Annotated in this window: 12 protein-coding genes; 8 read left to right on the forward strand and 4 right to left on the reverse strand. The window is 72.9% G+C overall.

Annotated features, from left to right (window positions below; genetic code table 11):
- Window positions 1-3 precede the first annotated feature (3 nt).
- Window positions 4-1,005 (forward strand): methylmalonyl Co-A mutase-associated GTPase MeaB, encoded by a 1,002-nt coding sequence (gene meaB, locus ACN27C_RS14445; protein WP_422751378.1) that lies wholly within the window; start codon window positions 4-6, stop codon window positions 1,003-1,005.
- Between the two features lie 33 nt (window positions 1,006-1,038).
- Here the strand turns inward: meaB and ACN27C_RS14450 are convergent, their stop codons facing one another.
- Window positions 1,039-1,683: a TetR/AcrR family transcriptional regulator gene (locus ACN27C_RS14450; RefSeq protein WP_422751379.1), complete on the reverse strand. Its 645-nt coding sequence runs from the start codon at window positions 1,681-1,683 to the stop codon at window positions 1,039-1,041.
- Window positions 1,684-1,828: 145 nt separating this feature from the next.
- Here ACN27C_RS14450 and ACN27C_RS14455 point away from each other — a divergent pair, with 145 nt between their 5' ends.
- The 4 genes from ACN27C_RS14455 (at window position 1,829) to ACN27C_RS14470 (ending at window position 6,956) form a co-directional block, all read left to right on the forward strand.
- A complete protein-coding gene (locus ACN27C_RS14455) occupies window positions 1,829-3,967 on the forward strand; it encodes an ABC transporter permease (RefSeq protein WP_422751380.1) in 2,139 nt (712 codons plus the stop codon).
- Between the two features lie 92 nt (window positions 3,968-4,059).
- A complete protein-coding gene (locus ACN27C_RS14460; RefSeq protein WP_121686410.1) occupies window positions 4,060-4,470 on the forward strand; it encodes an Asp23/Gls24 family envelope stress response protein in 411 nt (136 codons plus the stop codon).
- Window positions 4,471-4,584: 114 nt separating this feature from the next.
- Window positions 4,585-5,301, forward strand: a complete 717-nt coding sequence (locus ACN27C_RS14465) for a FadR/GntR family transcriptional regulator (RefSeq protein ID WP_422751381.1) — start codon at window positions 4,585-4,587, stop codon at window positions 5,299-5,301.
- A 191-nt stretch (window positions 5,302-5,492) separates the two neighbouring features.
- The gene (locus ACN27C_RS14470) at window positions 5,493-6,956 is read left to right on the forward strand and encodes a P1 family peptidase (RefSeq protein WP_422751382.1); all 1,464 of its coding nucleotides are present in this window, start codon (window positions 5,493-5,495) and stop codon (window positions 6,954-6,956) included.
- Between the two features lie 726 nt (window positions 6,957-7,682).
- Here the strand turns inward: ACN27C_RS14470 and ACN27C_RS14475 are convergent.
- From ACN27C_RS14475 to ACN27C_RS14485, 3 genes are all read right to left on the reverse strand, one after another.
- A complete protein-coding gene (locus tag ACN27C_RS14475; RefSeq protein ID WP_422751383.1) occupies window positions 7,683-9,200 on the reverse strand; it encodes an ABC transporter substrate-binding protein in 1,518 nt (505 codons plus the stop codon).
- Between the two features lie 124 nt (window positions 9,201-9,324).
- The gene (locus tag ACN27C_RS14480; RefSeq protein ID WP_422751384.1) at window positions 9,325-10,281 is read right to left on the reverse strand and encodes a formylglycine-generating enzyme family protein; all 957 of its coding nucleotides are present in this window, start codon (window positions 10,279-10,281) and stop codon (window positions 9,325-9,327) included.
- Window positions 10,282-10,288: 7 nt separating this feature from the next.
- Complete coding sequence (locus ACN27C_RS14485) at window positions 10,289-11,377, reverse strand: 3-isopropylmalate dehydrogenase (protein ID WP_262014038.1); 1,089 nt, start codon at window positions 11,375-11,377, stop codon at window positions 10,289-10,291.
- A 185-nt stretch (window positions 11,378-11,562) separates the two neighbouring features.
- Between ACN27C_RS14485 and ACN27C_RS14490 the strand changes: the two genes are divergently transcribed.
- The 3 genes from ACN27C_RS14490 to ACN27C_RS14500 are packed head-to-tail and all read left to right on the forward strand — an operon-like array spanning window position 11,563 to window position 15,784.
- The gene (locus tag ACN27C_RS14490; RefSeq protein ID WP_422751386.1) at window positions 11,563-13,089 is read left to right on the forward strand and encodes a PLP-dependent aminotransferase family protein; all 1,527 of its coding nucleotides are present in this window, start codon (window positions 11,563-11,565) and stop codon (window positions 13,087-13,089) included.
- 11 nt (window positions 13,090-13,100) lie between these two features.
- Window positions 13,101-14,345 carry a M20 family metallopeptidase gene (locus ACN27C_RS14495; RefSeq protein WP_252450511.1) on the forward strand — a complete coding sequence of 415 codons (1,245 nt, stop codon included), beginning with the start codon at window positions 13,101-13,103 and terminating at the stop codon, window positions 14,343-14,345.
- Window positions 14,342-15,784, forward strand: coding sequence for an aldehyde dehydrogenase family protein (locus tag ACN27C_RS14500; protein WP_422751387.1), 1,443 nt, complete (start codon window positions 14,342-14,344; stop codon window positions 15,782-15,784). The genes ACN27C_RS14495 and ACN27C_RS14500 overlap by 4 nt, the downstream gene beginning before the upstream one ends.
- The last annotated feature ends 11 nt before the right edge of the window (window positions 15,785-15,795 follow it).

Genomic DNA, 15,795 nt, shown 5'->3' on the forward strand with positions numbered 1-15,795 from the left:
CCTGTGAACGATGCACAGAACGCCCCGGCGGCGGCCTCCGGGCCGGTGCGCCGCAGCCGGGACGTACCCATGCTGGTGGAACGGGCCCGCGCGGGTGACCCCCGCGCGGTGGCCCGGCTGATCACGCTGGTCGAGTCCGGCGACGAGGTGCTGCCGCGGGTCGCGGCGGCCCTCGCGCCGTACGCCGGGCACGCCCAGGTGGTCGGCCTGACCGGTTCGCCCGGCGTGGGCAAGTCCACCACCACGAACGAGCTGGTACGCGCGCTGCGGGCGCGCGGGCACCGGGTCGGCGTGCTGGCCATCGACCCGTCCAGCCCGTTCACCGGCGGCGCGATCCTCGGTGACCGGGTCCGGATGCAGGACCACGCGACCGACCCGGGCGTCTACATCCGCTCGATGTCCAGCCGGGGCCACCTGGGCGGGCTCTCCGCGGCGACGCCGCAGGCGGTGCGCGTGCTGGAGGGCGCCGGGTGCGACGTGGTGCTCGTCGAGACCGTCGGCGTCGGGCAGGCCGAGGTGGAGGTGGCCTCGCTGGCGGACACCACCCTGGTGCTGCTCGCGCCGGGCATGGGCGACGCGATCCAGGCGGTCAAGGCCGGCATCCTGGAGATCGCCGACGTCTTCGTGGTCAACAAGGCCGACCGGGACGGCGCGGACGCCACCGTCCGTGACATCCAGGGCATGATCGCGCTCGGCGAGCGCGGGCCGGGGGAGTGGCGCCCGCAGGTGGTCCGCTCGATCGCCGCCCGCGGCGAGGGCATCGACGACATCGCCGCCGCGATCGACAAGCACCGTGACTGGCTGGAGCGCCACGACGAGCTGCGCCGCCGCCGGGAGGCGCGGGCCGCCGCCGAGATCGAGGCGATCGCGCTGGGCGCGCTGCGCGCCCGGATCGGCTCACTGCGCGACGGTACGCAGCTCCCGACGCTCGCGGCCAAGGTGGCCGAGGGCGCCATCGACCCGTACGCGGCGGCGGAGGAACTGATCTCCCAGCTCGGCTCCTGAGGCGCGGCCGGCCGGGTCGTCCCGGCCGGCCTCTCAGAGCTCCGCGTCGGTGAGTGGGTTGGCGGTTCCGGCCCGGCTGACCGGGGCCGCCAGCATGCCGGCGATGGCGTCGGCGAGGAAGTCCCCGACGTCCAGCCAGCGCGGGTCCTGCCCGTCCTGTTCGGCGCGGGCCTCGACCTCGGCGGTGGCGGTCATGACGATGCGGGCGATCAGGGCCGCCCGGCCGGCCACCACCCCCGGATCGAGGTGCGCCAGGCGCGACGCCAGTGAGGCGCGGACCGGCAGGTCGACGAAGGCCGACTCGAACGCCTCGCGCATCAGCACCCGCAGCGTCGGGTCGTGCAGTGCCTGGGCGAGGAAACGGGCACGCCAGCTCGGCCGGGGCAGGCTCGCGAGCACCGCCATGGACGGCTGCACGAGGCTGCGTACGTCGCCGAGGACCGAGTCGGGCTGCTCGGGCATCGCCCGGCGGGGTCCGGCGAGGGCGTCCATGTGCCGGGCGACCAGGGCCCGCAGCAGGCCCTCCCGGCCGCCGAAGTAGTAGCGCACCGCGGAGTGGTTGGTGTTGCCCGCGACCTCGGCCACCCGGCGGTCGGAGACCTGGGCGATCCCCTCCTCGGCGAACAGGCGTTCGGCCGCGTCGAGCAGCGCGACGCGGGCTGCCTCCGACCGTGCCATGACCGCACCTCTCCTCGTGGACCGCGCGACTGTGGCGCAGGCCAAACCTAGTCGTTTCGTGGTCCGGCGTCGGCGTCACCTACACTGCGTAAGTCAGTTGACTTACATTCTGGCCGCCGACGCGGCCGCGAACCCAGTCCGGAGCATGCCTGTGCCGTCCACCACCGACCCGGCGACCGCCGAGCCGAACGCCGCCGACCGCAAGGAGCGGATCATCCGCTCGGTCGCCCTCTTCGTCATGCCGTTCCTCATGGTCACGATGATGTTCGCGACCTACATGGCGACGATGCACTCGCCCCACCCCCGGCAGATGCCGGTGGCGGTGGTCGGCAGCGGCGCCCAGGCGCAGGGCGTCGTGGACGCGCTCAACGCCACCCCGGGAGAGCCGGTCGAGGCCCGGCTGGTGACCTCCCGTGACGCCGCGGTCGAGCTGCTGCGGGACCGGGAGATCAGCGGCGCGCTGCAACTCCCGGCCGCCGGGTCGGACCAGGCGACGATCTTCACGGCGTCGGCCGCCGGGGCCTCCGGCGCCGCCACCGCCCAGCAGCTCCTCGCCCCGGTCGCGGTGCAGCAGCAGTGGACGGCCACGACCGAGGAGGTCGCCGCGCTGCCCGACGAGGACCGGGCCGGTATCGCCGTGCTGTTCGCCGCGATGGGCATGATGCTCGCCGGCTACGTGCCGCTGAGCCTGCTCCTGATGGCCACCCCCCACCTGCTGCGCCTGCGGCGGTTCGTCCCGCTGGTCGCCGGCTGGTCCGCGCTGACCAGCACGATCGTCTGGCTGATCCTCGGCCCGGTCGTCGGCGCGGTGGACGGCCACTACCTCACGTTCCTCGGCGTCGGCATGCTCGCCACCGCCGCCGTCGGTCTCGCCCAACTGCTGTTCACCAAGCTGATGGGGCCGCTGGCGGTCCTGCTCGGGATGCTGCTCTTCGTCGTGTTCGGCATGCCCGCGTCGAACCTGGCGCTGCCGGTCCACACGATGCCCGGGTTCTTCCAGTTCCTGCACGGCGTACTGCCCCTGCCGGCGGCCGGCGAGGCGCTTCGGTCGGCGCTCTACTTCGACGGCCGGGGCATCGGCGTCCACCTGCTGACGCTCGCCGCGTGGATCGTCGCCGCCGTGGCGCTCTGCCTGCTCAAGGAGCGCGGCGGGGCGCCCATCCCGCAGGCGCCGCAGGTCGACGGCCCGGACACGCCGCTGCCCGCACTCGCCGGCGGGCCGCCGCGGTCCAAGCGGTTCCGGTACGCGACGGTCGCGGCGTTCCCGCTGAGCATCCTCGTCGTCGTGGTGGGCCTGATGAGCTTCTCCATGCACAAGCCGGAGCCCCACGACATCCCGGTCGCGGTGGTCGCCGCCGTCCCGGAGCAGGCCGAGCGGGCCGCCGCCGGGCTGCGGGCGGGCCTGAACGGCGTCGCCGACATCACCGTGGCCGCATCGGTGGACGAGGCCCGGGAACGCATCCTCGCGCGTGACCTGGTCGCCGCGTACGTGCTGCCGTCCACGCCCGGCGGCGAGGCCGTGCTGTACTCGTCCTCGGCCGCCGGGTCCAGCCAGCACACCATGGTCCAGACCATGTTCCGGCAGGTGGCGGCCGGGCAGCAGATGCCACTGGCGGTCACCGACGTGTCGCCGCTGAGCGAGACCGACACGATGGGCAGCAACAGCCTGTACGTCGGCATGTCCTGGATCATGTCCGGCTTCCTGATGCTGGCAGTGCTCCGCGGCGGGGCGCCGCACATCCGGCGGCTGCGCCAGTTCCTGCCGATCCTCGGTGGCTGGGCGATCGGCATGTCCACCTGGCTGTGGCTGCTGTTCGACGTGATCATCGGCGCGGTCAACGGGCACGCCCCGGAGATGATCGGCTTCGGCGCGCTCACCATCTTCGCCGTGTCGCTGGTGACCGCCGTGTTCACCCGTACCTTCGGCCTCGCCGCGATCGTCCCGATGATGGTGGTGCTGATGATGGCCGGCGTGCCCGCGTCCGGCGGCGGCCTGTCGATCTACATGGTGCCGGAGTTCTTCCGGACGCTCCAGGGCGTCCTGCCGCTGCCCGCCGCTGTGGACACGGCCCGGTCGCTGGTCTACTTCGGCGGGGTCGGCGTCGGGCGGAACCTGGCCGTCGTGGCGGTCTGGGCCGCGGTCGGCCTGCTGCTCAACCTCGGCGTCGACCGGTGGCTCCGGCGACGCGAGCAGGCAGCGGATGGCACCGGGCCGCACCCGGTGCCGGGCGCCTCCGGCGGGCTGGACGGGATCGGCGAGCCGGCGCCGGCCGGGGCGCGCTGAACCCGGCGGCCGTCCACTGCGGACCGCCTCCGTCCAGTACGCTCGCACCGCCCCACGCCGCCGGCGCGGGGCGGTGCGACGGGTGGGAGAGCATGGCTGACGAGGCGACCCAGGAACTTCAGCTGACTCCGGACGCGGTGGCGGGCGGGACCACGCACGTCTCCGACGAGGTGGTGGAGAAGATCGCGGTGGCCGCCGCCCGAGGGGTGCCCGGCGTGGCCGAGCTGGGCGGCGACGTGGCCCGGTTCTTCAACGCGGTGCTCGACCGGGTCGGGCTCGACCAGGTCGGCGACGCCCGGCGGGGCTGCACGGCCCACGTCACCAACGGCGCGGCCGTGATCAACCTGGTCCTCGTGATCGAGGCCGGCCACCCGGTTCCGCAGGTGACCGACGAGGTACGCATCGCTGTCGCGTCCGCCGTCGAGGCGTACGGCCTGCGGGTCGACGAGATCAACATCAAGGTCGACGACGTGGCGATGGGCTCGCCGCCTCCCACGGCCTGACCCTCCCTGTCCGACGGGCCAACGACCCGTACCGTTGTTCACAGCGGCGCGAGGCCGCCGTGCGTCGGGAGGTTCGCCATGCCGAAGGGTGTCTCGTTCGCTCCAGTACGCACCGTGAGGGCGTACGAGGGGATCGTCCGGCAGGTCGAGGAGCGGATCGCTGCCGGGGATCTGCGGCCGGGGGACCGGCTGCCGAGCGAGCGCGAGCTGACCACGCAGTTCGACGTCAGCCGGTCCACCGTGCGTGAGGCGCTGCGCGTGCTGGAGAGCAGCGGCCTGATCCGCTCGCGCCCCGGTGACCCGCTCGGGCCGCAGGTGATCGCCTCGACCGCCTCGGCGATGCGCAAGCTGTTCGCCCGGGTCGTGGACAGCCGCCGGCTCGGCGTGGCGGAGCTGCTCCAGTTCCGGATGATCATCGAGTCGGCTGCGGGTTCCGTCGCCGCCCGGATGGCGTCACCGTCCGAGTTGGACGAGCTGGAGCAGGCGCTGGCGGGCATGCGCGACGCGGTGGCCGACGGCTACGAGGCCTTCAGCGCGGCCGACGTCCGCTTCCACGAGCACGTCGCCCGGCTGTCCGGGAACGAGTTGCTCGTGCTCTGCCTCGACGCGGTCCGGAGCATGGTGCTGGACCTGATCTCCACCAAGCTGGCCGAGGCTCCGGACCGTGCGGCCCTGATGGAGCGCACGCTGGCCCACCACCGCCGCGTCCTCGACGCGATGCGCGCCGGGGAGGCCGACGAGGTCACCCGGCTGACCCGCGAGGAACTGCACCGCTACTACGCCGAGTACGTCCCGGAGGCGCAGCGCTCGATGGTGGACGTATTGCTCTGAATCCGCCTGATGTGGCCTGACCTCGGATTATCCGAGTCGGCCATCAGCTGAGCAGGCTCTTCCCTTCAACTGGTCTGACCAGTAGCCTCCCCCACATCTCGTCGTGTACCACGGGGGACCACCAGTTGCCCAATGCATCGATCGCCCCGGACCGGGGCGGAGGTCGCACCGCTTCACATGGGAGAAGCTGCATGAAGTCGTCCAGATTCGCCGCGATCGCCGCGGCAGCCCTGGTCTGTCCGGGACTCGTACTCGTCGCGTCGCCCGCGTCGGCCAACCCCGCCGCCGGCGCCCCGGGCGCCCACAACGCCATCACCGACGTCCCCGGCATCCAGGTCGGCCAGGTCCAGTCCGACACCGCTCCGTACCTGACCGGCACCTCGGTCGTCTACATGCCGCAGATGTCCGTGGCGAGTGTGGACCAGCGTGGTGGCGCCCCCGCCACCAAGGAGACCGACCTGCTCAGCCCGCTCAACTCGAACCCGGGCGTCAACGCGATCCAGCTCGGCGGCAGCAGCATGTACGGGCTGTCGGCCACCAACGGCATCATCCGCTGGCTGGAGGACCGGGGCGAGGGCGTACGCGTCGGCGCCGGAGGCGTGGCCCCGATCGTGCCGGCCGCTGACATCTTCGACCTCGGCCGCGGCGGCGACCCGAAGGCCCGCACGTCCGCCGAGTGGGGTTACCTCGCGGCTCAGGCCACCTCGGACGGTCCGGTCCGTCAGGGCGGCGTCGGCGGCGGCACCGGCGCCCGTGGCGGCGGCATGCGCGGCGGCGTCGGCACCGCGAGCGTCCACCTCGGCGACGGCATCTACGTCGGCGCGATGGTGATCGTCAACCCGGCCGGCTCGCCGGTCGACCCGGCCGACTGCACCCTGTACGGCGTCAAGTACGGCATCGGCGACGAGTTCGCCGGGTACAAGGCTCCCAAGAAGAAGGAATGCAACCCGCCGACCCCGCCGGCCGCCGCCGCCGAGCAGCCGGCCAACACCACGATCGCCGTGGTGGCCACCAACGCCCCGCTGGAGAAGGCCGCTGCCCAGCGCATGTCCGGCAACGCGCACGACGGCATGGCCCGCGCGATCAGCCCGATCCACACGCTCGGCGACGGTGACACCGTGTTCGCCGTGTCCACCGGCAAGGGCGAGGCGCTCCAGATCAACGACCCGGCCGACAGCCGCCAGCTCAACGCCATCTTCAACGCCGGTGCCAGCACGCTCGCCCGTGCCATCGCCAAGGCGGTCCTCTCGTCCGAGAGCATCGGCAACACCACCAGCTACTGCGACCGCTACCCCTCGGCCTGCAAGGGCATGAAGCAGCTCAAGCAGTGGCGTACGCAGGGCAACGCCCCGGACGTGACCCCGGAGACCTTCGCCCAGGCGTCGCAGGCGCTGGCGCAGACCCCGGTCCCCGCGCCGGCCGGTGCCGACAACGGCAAGGGCAAGGACAAGCCGAAGCCGAAGGCCGCTCCGGCGGGCAACACCACGCAGCAGGAGTCGCAGAACGGCATGGTCCTCGCCTCCGGCAACACCGGCGGCCCCACGCTCTCCACGGGCGTGACCACGGGCCTGCTGGCCGCGGGCATCCTCGGTGTCGGCCTGCTGGGCATGCACCTGCGGGGTCGCCGCCGCGCGTCGTCCGGCCGGCTCAGCTGACACAGCCGCTGTCTCACCTCGCGCCGGCATCGTAGGCGCGTGACGATCGAGGCGGGTCCCGTCCACCCGGACGGGGCCCGCCTCACGTCGTTCCCGGGGCGCGCCCTTGGCGCTCGGGGCTGCGCTCGGGGGCGCTTCTCGTCGATCTTGGAGTTGTGGCACCTCGCACACTTCGCTCACGGGACATCCTGGGCGCCACAACTCCAAGATCGACGGGGTGGGCCGTTCAAGGCCGACCCGCTTCGCAGCACGCCAACTCCTGGGCCGGTGGAGCGTGAGTGGGGATGCGCTGCCCTCGACAGCTCGCTGCGTCGCGCTGGCGCCGAGCACAGAGGCCGCGCCCCGTAGGGCTGGACGTGGTCGTCGGCGGGACGGAACGCGTCTTACCCGCGGTTCGGCCCTCGCCCGGCAGTGCGTTGTGCTGACGCCCCGCGCCGTCGGGCACGTAGGCAGCACACCTCGACTGCGCAGTCCGCTGCGTACGGTCCACGGCTCCCGGGCGTCCCCGGCCCTCCTAGCCCGTCGATCTTGCACTTGGTGCCCCGGCGAACGGGGTGAAATCCCCCGCGCCAGGGGCAGCAAGTGCAAGATCGCGGGAGCGGGGAGCGGGGAGCGGGGAGCGGGGAGCGGGGAGCGGGGAGCGGGGAGCGGGGAGCGGGGAGCGGGGGGATGCGAGAAGGACCTGGTGGGCGGAGCCCACCAGGTCCTTCTGCGCGTGGAACCGAGCTACTTCTTGGAGACCTTGGTGACGTCGAAGGACTGGGTCACCGCGTCCTTCGGGTAGCCCTCCACGCCGTCGCGGATCACCGCGAGGTTCGGCAGCAGGAAGAGCCAGTCGCTGGCGGCCTCCTGCGAGATGACCTTGGCGGCCTCGGCGAACTTCTTGTCCCGGGTCGCCGCGTCCAGGGCCGTGTCGGCCTCGTTCATGAGCTGCGTGACGGCCGGGTTCTTGTAGCGGTAGTAGTAGTCCGGCTGGCCGTAGCGGACCAGGTCACGCGGCTCGACGTGCGCGATGATCGACAGGTCGTAGTTGGCCTTGCCGAGCACCTTGTCGAGCCACTGCGGCATCTCGACGTTGTTCTGGGTCACCTTGATGCCGACCTCGGCGAGCTGCGAGGCGACGAACTGCGCGGATGCGCGGGCGTAGCCGGGCGGCGGGACGTCCATGGTCAGGGTGAGCCCGCCTGCGTGACCGGCCTCGGCGAGCAGCTGCTTGGCCTTGGCGGGGTCGTGCGGGAAGTCCCCGGTGCGGTCCTCGTACCAGGGGTCGCTGGGCGGCACCATGCTGCCGATCTTCGTGCCGTAGCCGGACCAGACGGTCTTGATGAGCGCGTCGTGGTCGATCGCGTGGCGGATGGCCTGGCGCACCCGGGCGTCGGCCAGCGGGCCCTTGCCGTTGTTCATGGCCAGGACGACCTCACCGGTCGTCTTGCCCTCGACCACCTCGAACTGCTTGTTGCCCTTGAACACCTCGAGCAGCTGCGGCGCCTGGATGTTCGCCACGATGTCGAGCTGGCCGGAGAGCATCGCGTTGTTGAGCGCGTTGGCGTCGGTGATGTACCGGAAGACGGCGGTGCCGACCTTCGCCTTCTCGCCCCAGTAGCCGTCGTTGCGGACCAGGGTGATGCTGTCGCCGCGGTTCCACTTGTCGAACTTGAACGGGCCGGTGCCGTTCGGCTTCGTCCCCAGGTCGGTGGCGTTCTCCTTGAGCACCACGCCGACGCGGCCGGCGACGTCGAACAGCCAGCTCTGGCTGGGCCGGGACAGCGTCACGTCCACGGTGGACGCGTCCGGCGCCTCGACGGTCTTCACGACTGTCATCTGCGACTTGAACGGGTTCGTCGAGCCCTCGGCGGTCACCCGCTTGAAGCTCCACACCACGTCCTGCGCGGTGAGCTTCTGGCCGTCGTGGAAGGTCACGCCGTCGCGGAGCTTGAACGAGTACTTGGTGCCGTCGTCGGACACCTTCCACTCGCTGGCCAGCAGCGGCTCCACCTCGCCGGTGTCGGCGTTCTGGCGCACCAGGCCCTCGTACACGTTGTAGAGCAGGACCTGCGGGATCGCGGCGCCGGCCTCGGCGGTCAGGTCGAGGCTCACCGGCTCGAGGTAGGCGCCGAGGGTGACCGTACCGTTGCCGGAACCACCGCCGGTGGTGGTCTTCGAGTCGCCGTCGCTACTGCACGCGGTCAGAGCCAGCGCCGTGGCGAGCAGCACGGCGGGCAGCGTTATCTTCAGCCGATTCATTCGTGTGTCCCATCGCGAAGAACGCCAAGGGCGCTCGTAGCCTGTGAGGCGGGACACTATGAGCGTGGTACCCGATGCAAAAGGGCCAGTTCAGCGGGGTCGGCAGGTACCAATCAGCGTCCGGCTACCGGGCCACCCGGAACCCGGTGTTGCCGGTCGAGGAGTCAACGGTGGTCCGACTCCGTGCTGCCACGCGGTAACGGTTGCAGTAGGAGTCGTGGCACAGGTACGAACCACCCCTGATGACGCTCTCACCTGGTGAGATGCGGCCGCGGTGGTCGCGCCAGGGTTCGGCCGTGAGTTCCCAAACGTTGCCCGCGACGTCGTACAGGCCGTAGCCGTTCGGCGGAAACGCGGTCACCGGAGAGGTGCCTGCGAACCCGTCGTCCGCGGTGTTGACAGCCGGGAAGGCGCCCTGCCAGATGTTGCACATGTGCCGCCCGTCCGGGGTCAGCTCGTCGCCCCAGGCGTAGCGGGCCCGGGACAGGCCGCCGCGTGCCGCGTACTCCCACTCGGCCTCGGTGGCCAGCCGGGTACCGGACCAGCGGCAGTACGCCTCGGCGTCGCGGTGCGAGACGTGCACGACCGGATGTCGCTCGCGTCCCCGTACGCCCGACCCGGGCCCGTCCGGGGCGGCCCAGTGCGCCCCCTCGACGGCCAGCCACCACGGCGCCTGCGGCACCGACGCGTCCAGCACGTACGGGCGCGCGGACGGCGCCAGCAGCAGGTGGAAGACGAAGGACCAGCCGTACCGTTCCGCGTCCGTGCGGTAGCCGGTGGCGTCGACGAAGCGGGCGAACTGCCGGTTCGTCACCGGCGTCGCGCCGATCGCGAACGGGCCCACGGTCACCGGCCGGACCGGTCCCTCCAGGTCCTCCGGGAAGCCCTCCGGGTCGTCGGTGCCCATGAGGAAGGTGCCGCCGGGCAGCGCGATCAGGTCGTCCGTACCCCCGTGTGGTGAGCGGACGGCACTCGCGCCCGCCGCGGCGCCGGTGCCGGCGGCGGGCGGGCGTCTCGGCGCGCAACACGGCGGCGGCGGGGGAGCGCCCCCGCCGCCGTCCGGATCCGGTTCGGTGCTCACATCCGTGTCACGCCGGCAGGGCGTCCGCCTGGTGCGCGCCCTCGCCGATGACGGCGGCGACCGCGTCGCCGAAGTCCTCGGTCGACATGCCCATCTCCGGCCCGCGCATGGCGCCCAGGCGCGGCAGCACCGCCTTCACGCCGTCCTCCAGGCTGCGGGCCGCCTCCGGGTGACCCAGGTGCTCCAGCATCAGCGCGGCGCTGAGGATCGACCCGGCGGGGTTGGCCCAGCCGCGGCCGGCGATGTCCGGCGCGGAGCCGTGCACCGGCTCGAACATGCTCGGCGCCGACCCGGTCGGGTTGAGGTTGCCGCTCGCGGCCAGGCCGAGACCGCCCTGCACCGCGGCGCCCAGGTCGGTGATGATGTCGCCGAACAGGTTGTCGGTGACCACGACGTCGAACCGCTCCGGCTGCGTCACCAGGTAGAGGCACATCGCGTCGACGTGCACGTAGTCCACAGCGATGTCCGGGTACTCCGCCGAGACCTCCTCGAAGGTCCGCTGCCACAGGTCGCCGGCGTAGGTGAGGATGTTCGCCTTGTGCACCAGCGTCACGTGCTTGCGGCGGCCCAGGGCCAGCCGGAAACCGTGCCGGATGAGGCGCTCGACGCCCTTGCGGGTGTTCACCGACTCCTGGGTGGCGATCTCGTCCGGCCCGCCGCGGTGGATGAAGCCGCCCGCGCCGACGTACGCGCCCTCGGTGTTCTCCCGCAGGATCACCAGGTCGCACTGCTCGGGGCGCAGGCCGCCGATGGGCGTGGGCACACCCGGTAGCAGCTTGACCGGCCGCAGGTTCACGTACTGGTCGAACGCGGTCCGCAGGTGGATGACCAGGCCGCGTTCCAGCACGCCGGGCGGCACCGACGGGTCGCCGACGGCGCCGAAGAGAATGGCGTCCGCCTTGGCCAGTTCCTGTTCCACGTCCGGCGGCACGACCTGGCCGGTGATCCGCCAGTAGTCCGCGCCGAGTTCGTAGTCTTCCCAGACCAGGTCGATCCCGAACCGTCGGGCGGCGGCGTCGCACGCCTTGACCGCCTGCGCGGTGACCTCCGGTCCGATGCCGTCGCCGGGCACCAGCGCGATTCGCTGGGCGCTCATGAGTCCACCCCTGTCCGCGTGCAGGAGACCGTCACCTGCCATCGCCCGGCCAAGCGTGGCGGGAACGGGCCCTCCGCAACAGGTCCAGGTCTCCGGCTAGGCTAGTACCAGCGGGACGCATGGGGCGTGTGCAGGGCGTACGACGACGGGACGAGGCGAGACCCCCGCGGGAGTGGGAGGTCGAGGTGGCGGATTTCCTGCTGCCGGTCAACCCGCAGAGCACGGTTCCGCTCTACGAACAGATCATCACCGGGCTAGAGGACGCCATCCTCGCCGGGCAGTACGACGACGGCCCGCTGCCGAGCACGCGCCGCCTGGCCGAGGCGCTCGGCGTCTCCCGGAACACGGTGCTGACCGCGTACGACCGGCTCATGGAGCAGGGTCTGATCGTGACCGTCCCGCGGCGCGGTCTCTACGTCTCCTCCGACGCGGTGGTGCGGATGCGGGCCGCGCGGCGGACCGCCCGCTCCCCGATGCAGCCGATCGACTGGGCGGCGCGGCTGCCGGAACCGCCGCCCACACCGGTGCACCGGGATCCGGCCTGGGCGCGGGCGCCGTTCCCCTTCGTGGTCGGCCAGCCCGACCCGTCCATGTTCCCGATCGGCGCGTGGGAGCGGGCGCAGCGCGAGGCGCTGCGGCAGGACGGGCTGTCCCGGGTCATCGGGGACGCCGGCCAGGCCGACGACCCGGAGCTGGTGCGTCAGCTCTGCGAGCACGTGCTGCCCGCGCGCGGCATCTCCGCCCACCCGGACCAGGTGATGATCACGCTGGGCTCGACGCACGCGCTGCACCTGCTGGCGAGCGTCCTCGTCCGGCCGGGCAGCGTGGTGCTCGTCGAGGACCCCGGCTACCCCGACGCGCGGACGATCATGCAGATGGCCGGCGCCGACGTGGTGCCCGGCCGGGTCGACGAGGACGGCCTGGTCGTCGCGGACCTGCCGGCCGACCTGCACGGCGCCCAGCTCGTGTACGTGACGCCGAGCCACCAGTACCCGACCGGCGCGACCATGTCGGCGTCCCGCCGTGAGGAGCTGCTGCGCCGGGCCGGCGCGGCGGACGCGGTCGTGATCGAGGACGACTACGACCCGGAGATGACGTTCCGGGGGATGCCCGCGGTGGCGGTGCGGGCGCTCGACGACGAGGACCGCGTCGTCTACCTCGGTAGCTTCAGCAAGCTGCTGGCACCGGGGCTGCGGCTCGGCTACGTGGTGGCGTCCCCGGCGCTCGTGGACGCCATGCGGGCCCGCTCCCGCTACGTGCTGCGCCACCCGCCCGGCCCGATGCAACGCGCCCTCGCGCAGATGATCGCCAGCCGGGACCTGGCCCGCCACGTGCGCCGCGTCCGCGCCCACTACCAGGGGCTGTACGAGGAGATGGTGCGGGCGGTCGAGCGGCACGTGCGCTGGGGACCGCAGCCGGTGCCGCGCGGCGGGCTGGCCCGGTGGATCACCGGCCCGTCCGGGCTGGACGCCGGGGAGCTGGCCCGCGAGCTGCGCCGGCAGGGTGTCCTGCTCGACCCCGGTGCGCCGTACTGGGCGGCCCGGCCGGCACCGCGTCACCACCTGCGCCTGGGGTACCAGGTGATGCCGCTGGACCGCATCGACGAGGGGGTGCGGCGGGTCGCCGCGGCCGTAGAAGACCAGGTCCGGCCGCGACTGGTACCCCCGCCGACCCGGAAACTGGACGTTCCCCTCCGGGGTCGGAGTTCGTAACCTCCGACGCCATGACGTCGGACACCCACGCCTCCCTCCGCGCCGGCCATCTCGTGGACGAGCAAGCCGTCGTGTCGCTCACCCAGGACCTGGTCCGCATCCCCTCGACCTGGGACGCCGGGCGCGGGCGTAGCGAGCAGCCCGTGGCGGAACTCGTCGCGCAGGTCATGCGGGGGTTCGGCTGGCGGCCGGAGGTCACCGAGGTCGTCCCCGGGCGTCCCAACGTCGTCGCGGTGGTGGACGGCGGCCTGCCCGGCCCGACGCTGATGTTCGAGGGGCACACCGACGTCGTCACCGAGGGCGCTCCCGAGGAGTGGACCGTCGACCCGTTCGGCGGTGACATCGTCGACGGGCGGCTGTACGGTCGCGGCTCCGCCGACATGAAGGCCGGTGTCGCCGCGATGATCCACGCGACCCGGGCCGTCGAGCTGGCCGGGCCGTTCCCGGGCCGGATCGTGGTGGCGGCCCTGGTGGACGAGGAGGGCCAGATGCTCGGGGCGAAGCACTTCACCACGACAGCGCTGGCCCGCGAGGTGGACGCCGCGATCATCTGCGAGCCGGAGGCGGAGGAGATCTGCGCGGTCGCCAAGGGCGCCGTCCGGCTGCTGGTCACCTGCACCGGCAAGATGGCGCACGGCGCGATGCCGCAGCACGGCCGCAACCCCGTCCCCGCCGTGGCCGAGCTGGTCGCCGCGCTCGGCCGGTTCCAGAAGGAGTTGCAGGCCGACCCGGGTGAGCACGTGCACCTCGGCCTGACGTACCTGACTCCCACGGTCCTGGACGCCGGCTCCGCCGACCAGCTCAACGTCATCCCCGGCCGCGCCGTGCTCGGCGTGGACTGCCGGACCGTACCCGGTGTCGACCACGCCGCGCTCGCCGCGCGCGTCCGCTCCGACGCGGACGCCATCGGCGCCCGGCACGGCGTCACCTTCGCCGTCGAGGTCGTCGACGACCGGCCGTGCGCGGTCACCCCGGAGGACCACCCGGTCTCGCTCGCCGTGGCCGAGGCGCACCGCGCCGTCACCGGCGCCGAGCCCGTCTTCGGCGGCGTGCCCGGCGCGACCGACGGCACGATCCTGTGGCGCGACAGCGGCATCCCGAACGTGGTGTACGGCCCCGGCCCGAAGTGGATCGCCCACCAGCCCGACGAGTACGTCGAGGTCGACGACATCGTCCGCAAGACGAAGGTCTACGCCGAGGCGGCGCTGGCCTTCCTCACCGGTGCCACCGGCGCCCGGGCGGGTGCGGCGTCGTGACCGCGCAGGAGCTGCTCACCGCGCTGCCCGCCGGGCTGCCGATCGGCGCGGGCTGGACCACCACCGCGCAGACCGCGCCGGTGCGCTTCCCGTACGACGGCAGCACCGTGACCCAGGCGCCGTGGGGCGACCCCGGCGACGCGGAGGCGGCGGTCGACGCCGCGCGGGAGGCCGCCGCGGAGATGGCCGGCCTGCCCGGCCACCGGCGGCGCGCGATCCTGACGACGGTCGCCGCCAAGGTGCGCGCCCGCGCCGACTCGCTGGCCGAGCTGCTGGTCCTGGAGACCGGCAAGCCGCTCGTCGACTGCCGGGTCGAGGTCGCCCGGACGCTCGTCACGCTGGAGACAGCCGCCGAGGAGGTCGGGCACCTGACCGGCGAGACGGTGGCGCTGGACATGCAGCCGGCCGGCGAGGGCATGCTCGGTTTCTGGGTACGCCGCCCGGTCGGTGTCGTCGTCGGCATCACCGGCTTCAACTACCCGCTGCTCCTGGCCGCGCACAAGGTCGCGCCGTCGGTCGCGGCCGGCTGCCCGGTGATCGTGAAGCCGGCGCCGAACACGCCGCTGGCCACGCTGGTGCTGGTCGACCTGTTCCGGCGGGCGGGCTGCCCGGCCGCCGGGGTCCAGCTCGTCACCGGTGGCGTCGAGGTCGGCAAGCTCCTGACCACGCACCCCGCCGTCGCCGCCGTGTCGTTCACCGGGTCGGCGCACGTCGGCCACCAGATCGCCCGCGCCGCGGCCCCGCGCAAGGTGCTGCTGGAACTCGGGTCCAACGCGGCGCTCGTCGTCGGCCGCGACGCCGACCTCGACCGGGCCGCCGAGGCGGTCGTACGCGGCGGGTTCTACGCCTCGGGCCAGGCGTGCATCAGCGTGCAGCGGGTGATCGTCGAGGAGCCGGTCCGCGAGGCGCTGCTGGAACGCCTCCAGCCGCTGCTGGCGACGGTCGCCACCGGCGACCCCCGGTCCGCCGACACCCGCGTGTCCGCGCTGGTGGACGAGGCGTCCACCGAGCGGGTGCACTCGTGGGTGGACCGTGCGGTCGCCGCCGGGGCCCGCTGCCTGGCCGGCGGTACGGCGCAGGGCCGGGTGCTGCAACCGACGGTGCTCGTCGACGTCCCCGAGGACGCCGAGTGCTGGGCGGAGGAGATCTTCGGTCCGGTGGTCTGCGTCCGGTCGGTGCCGGACATGGACGCGGCGGTCGAGCTGGTCAACCGGTCCCGCTACGGGCTCCAGGCCGCCGTCTTCACCCGTGACCTGGCGGTCGCCCTCGACGTCGTGCGCCGCCTCGACGTCGGTGGTGTGCTGGTCAACGAGGTGCCCGGCTTCCGCGCCGACAACATGCCGTACGGCGGCGTCAAGGACTCCGGCATCGGCCGGGAGGGACCGCGCTTCGCCATGGAGGAGCTGACCGTGACCAAGATGGTGATGATCAGGCCATGACTCGGAGTGGG

The organism is Micromonospora sp. WMMD1219, from assembly GCF_049315215.1.
In the GTDB taxonomy this organism is placed as follows: Bacteria; Actinomycetota; Actinomycetes; order Mycobacteriales; family Micromonosporaceae; genus Micromonospora; species Micromonospora tulbaghiae.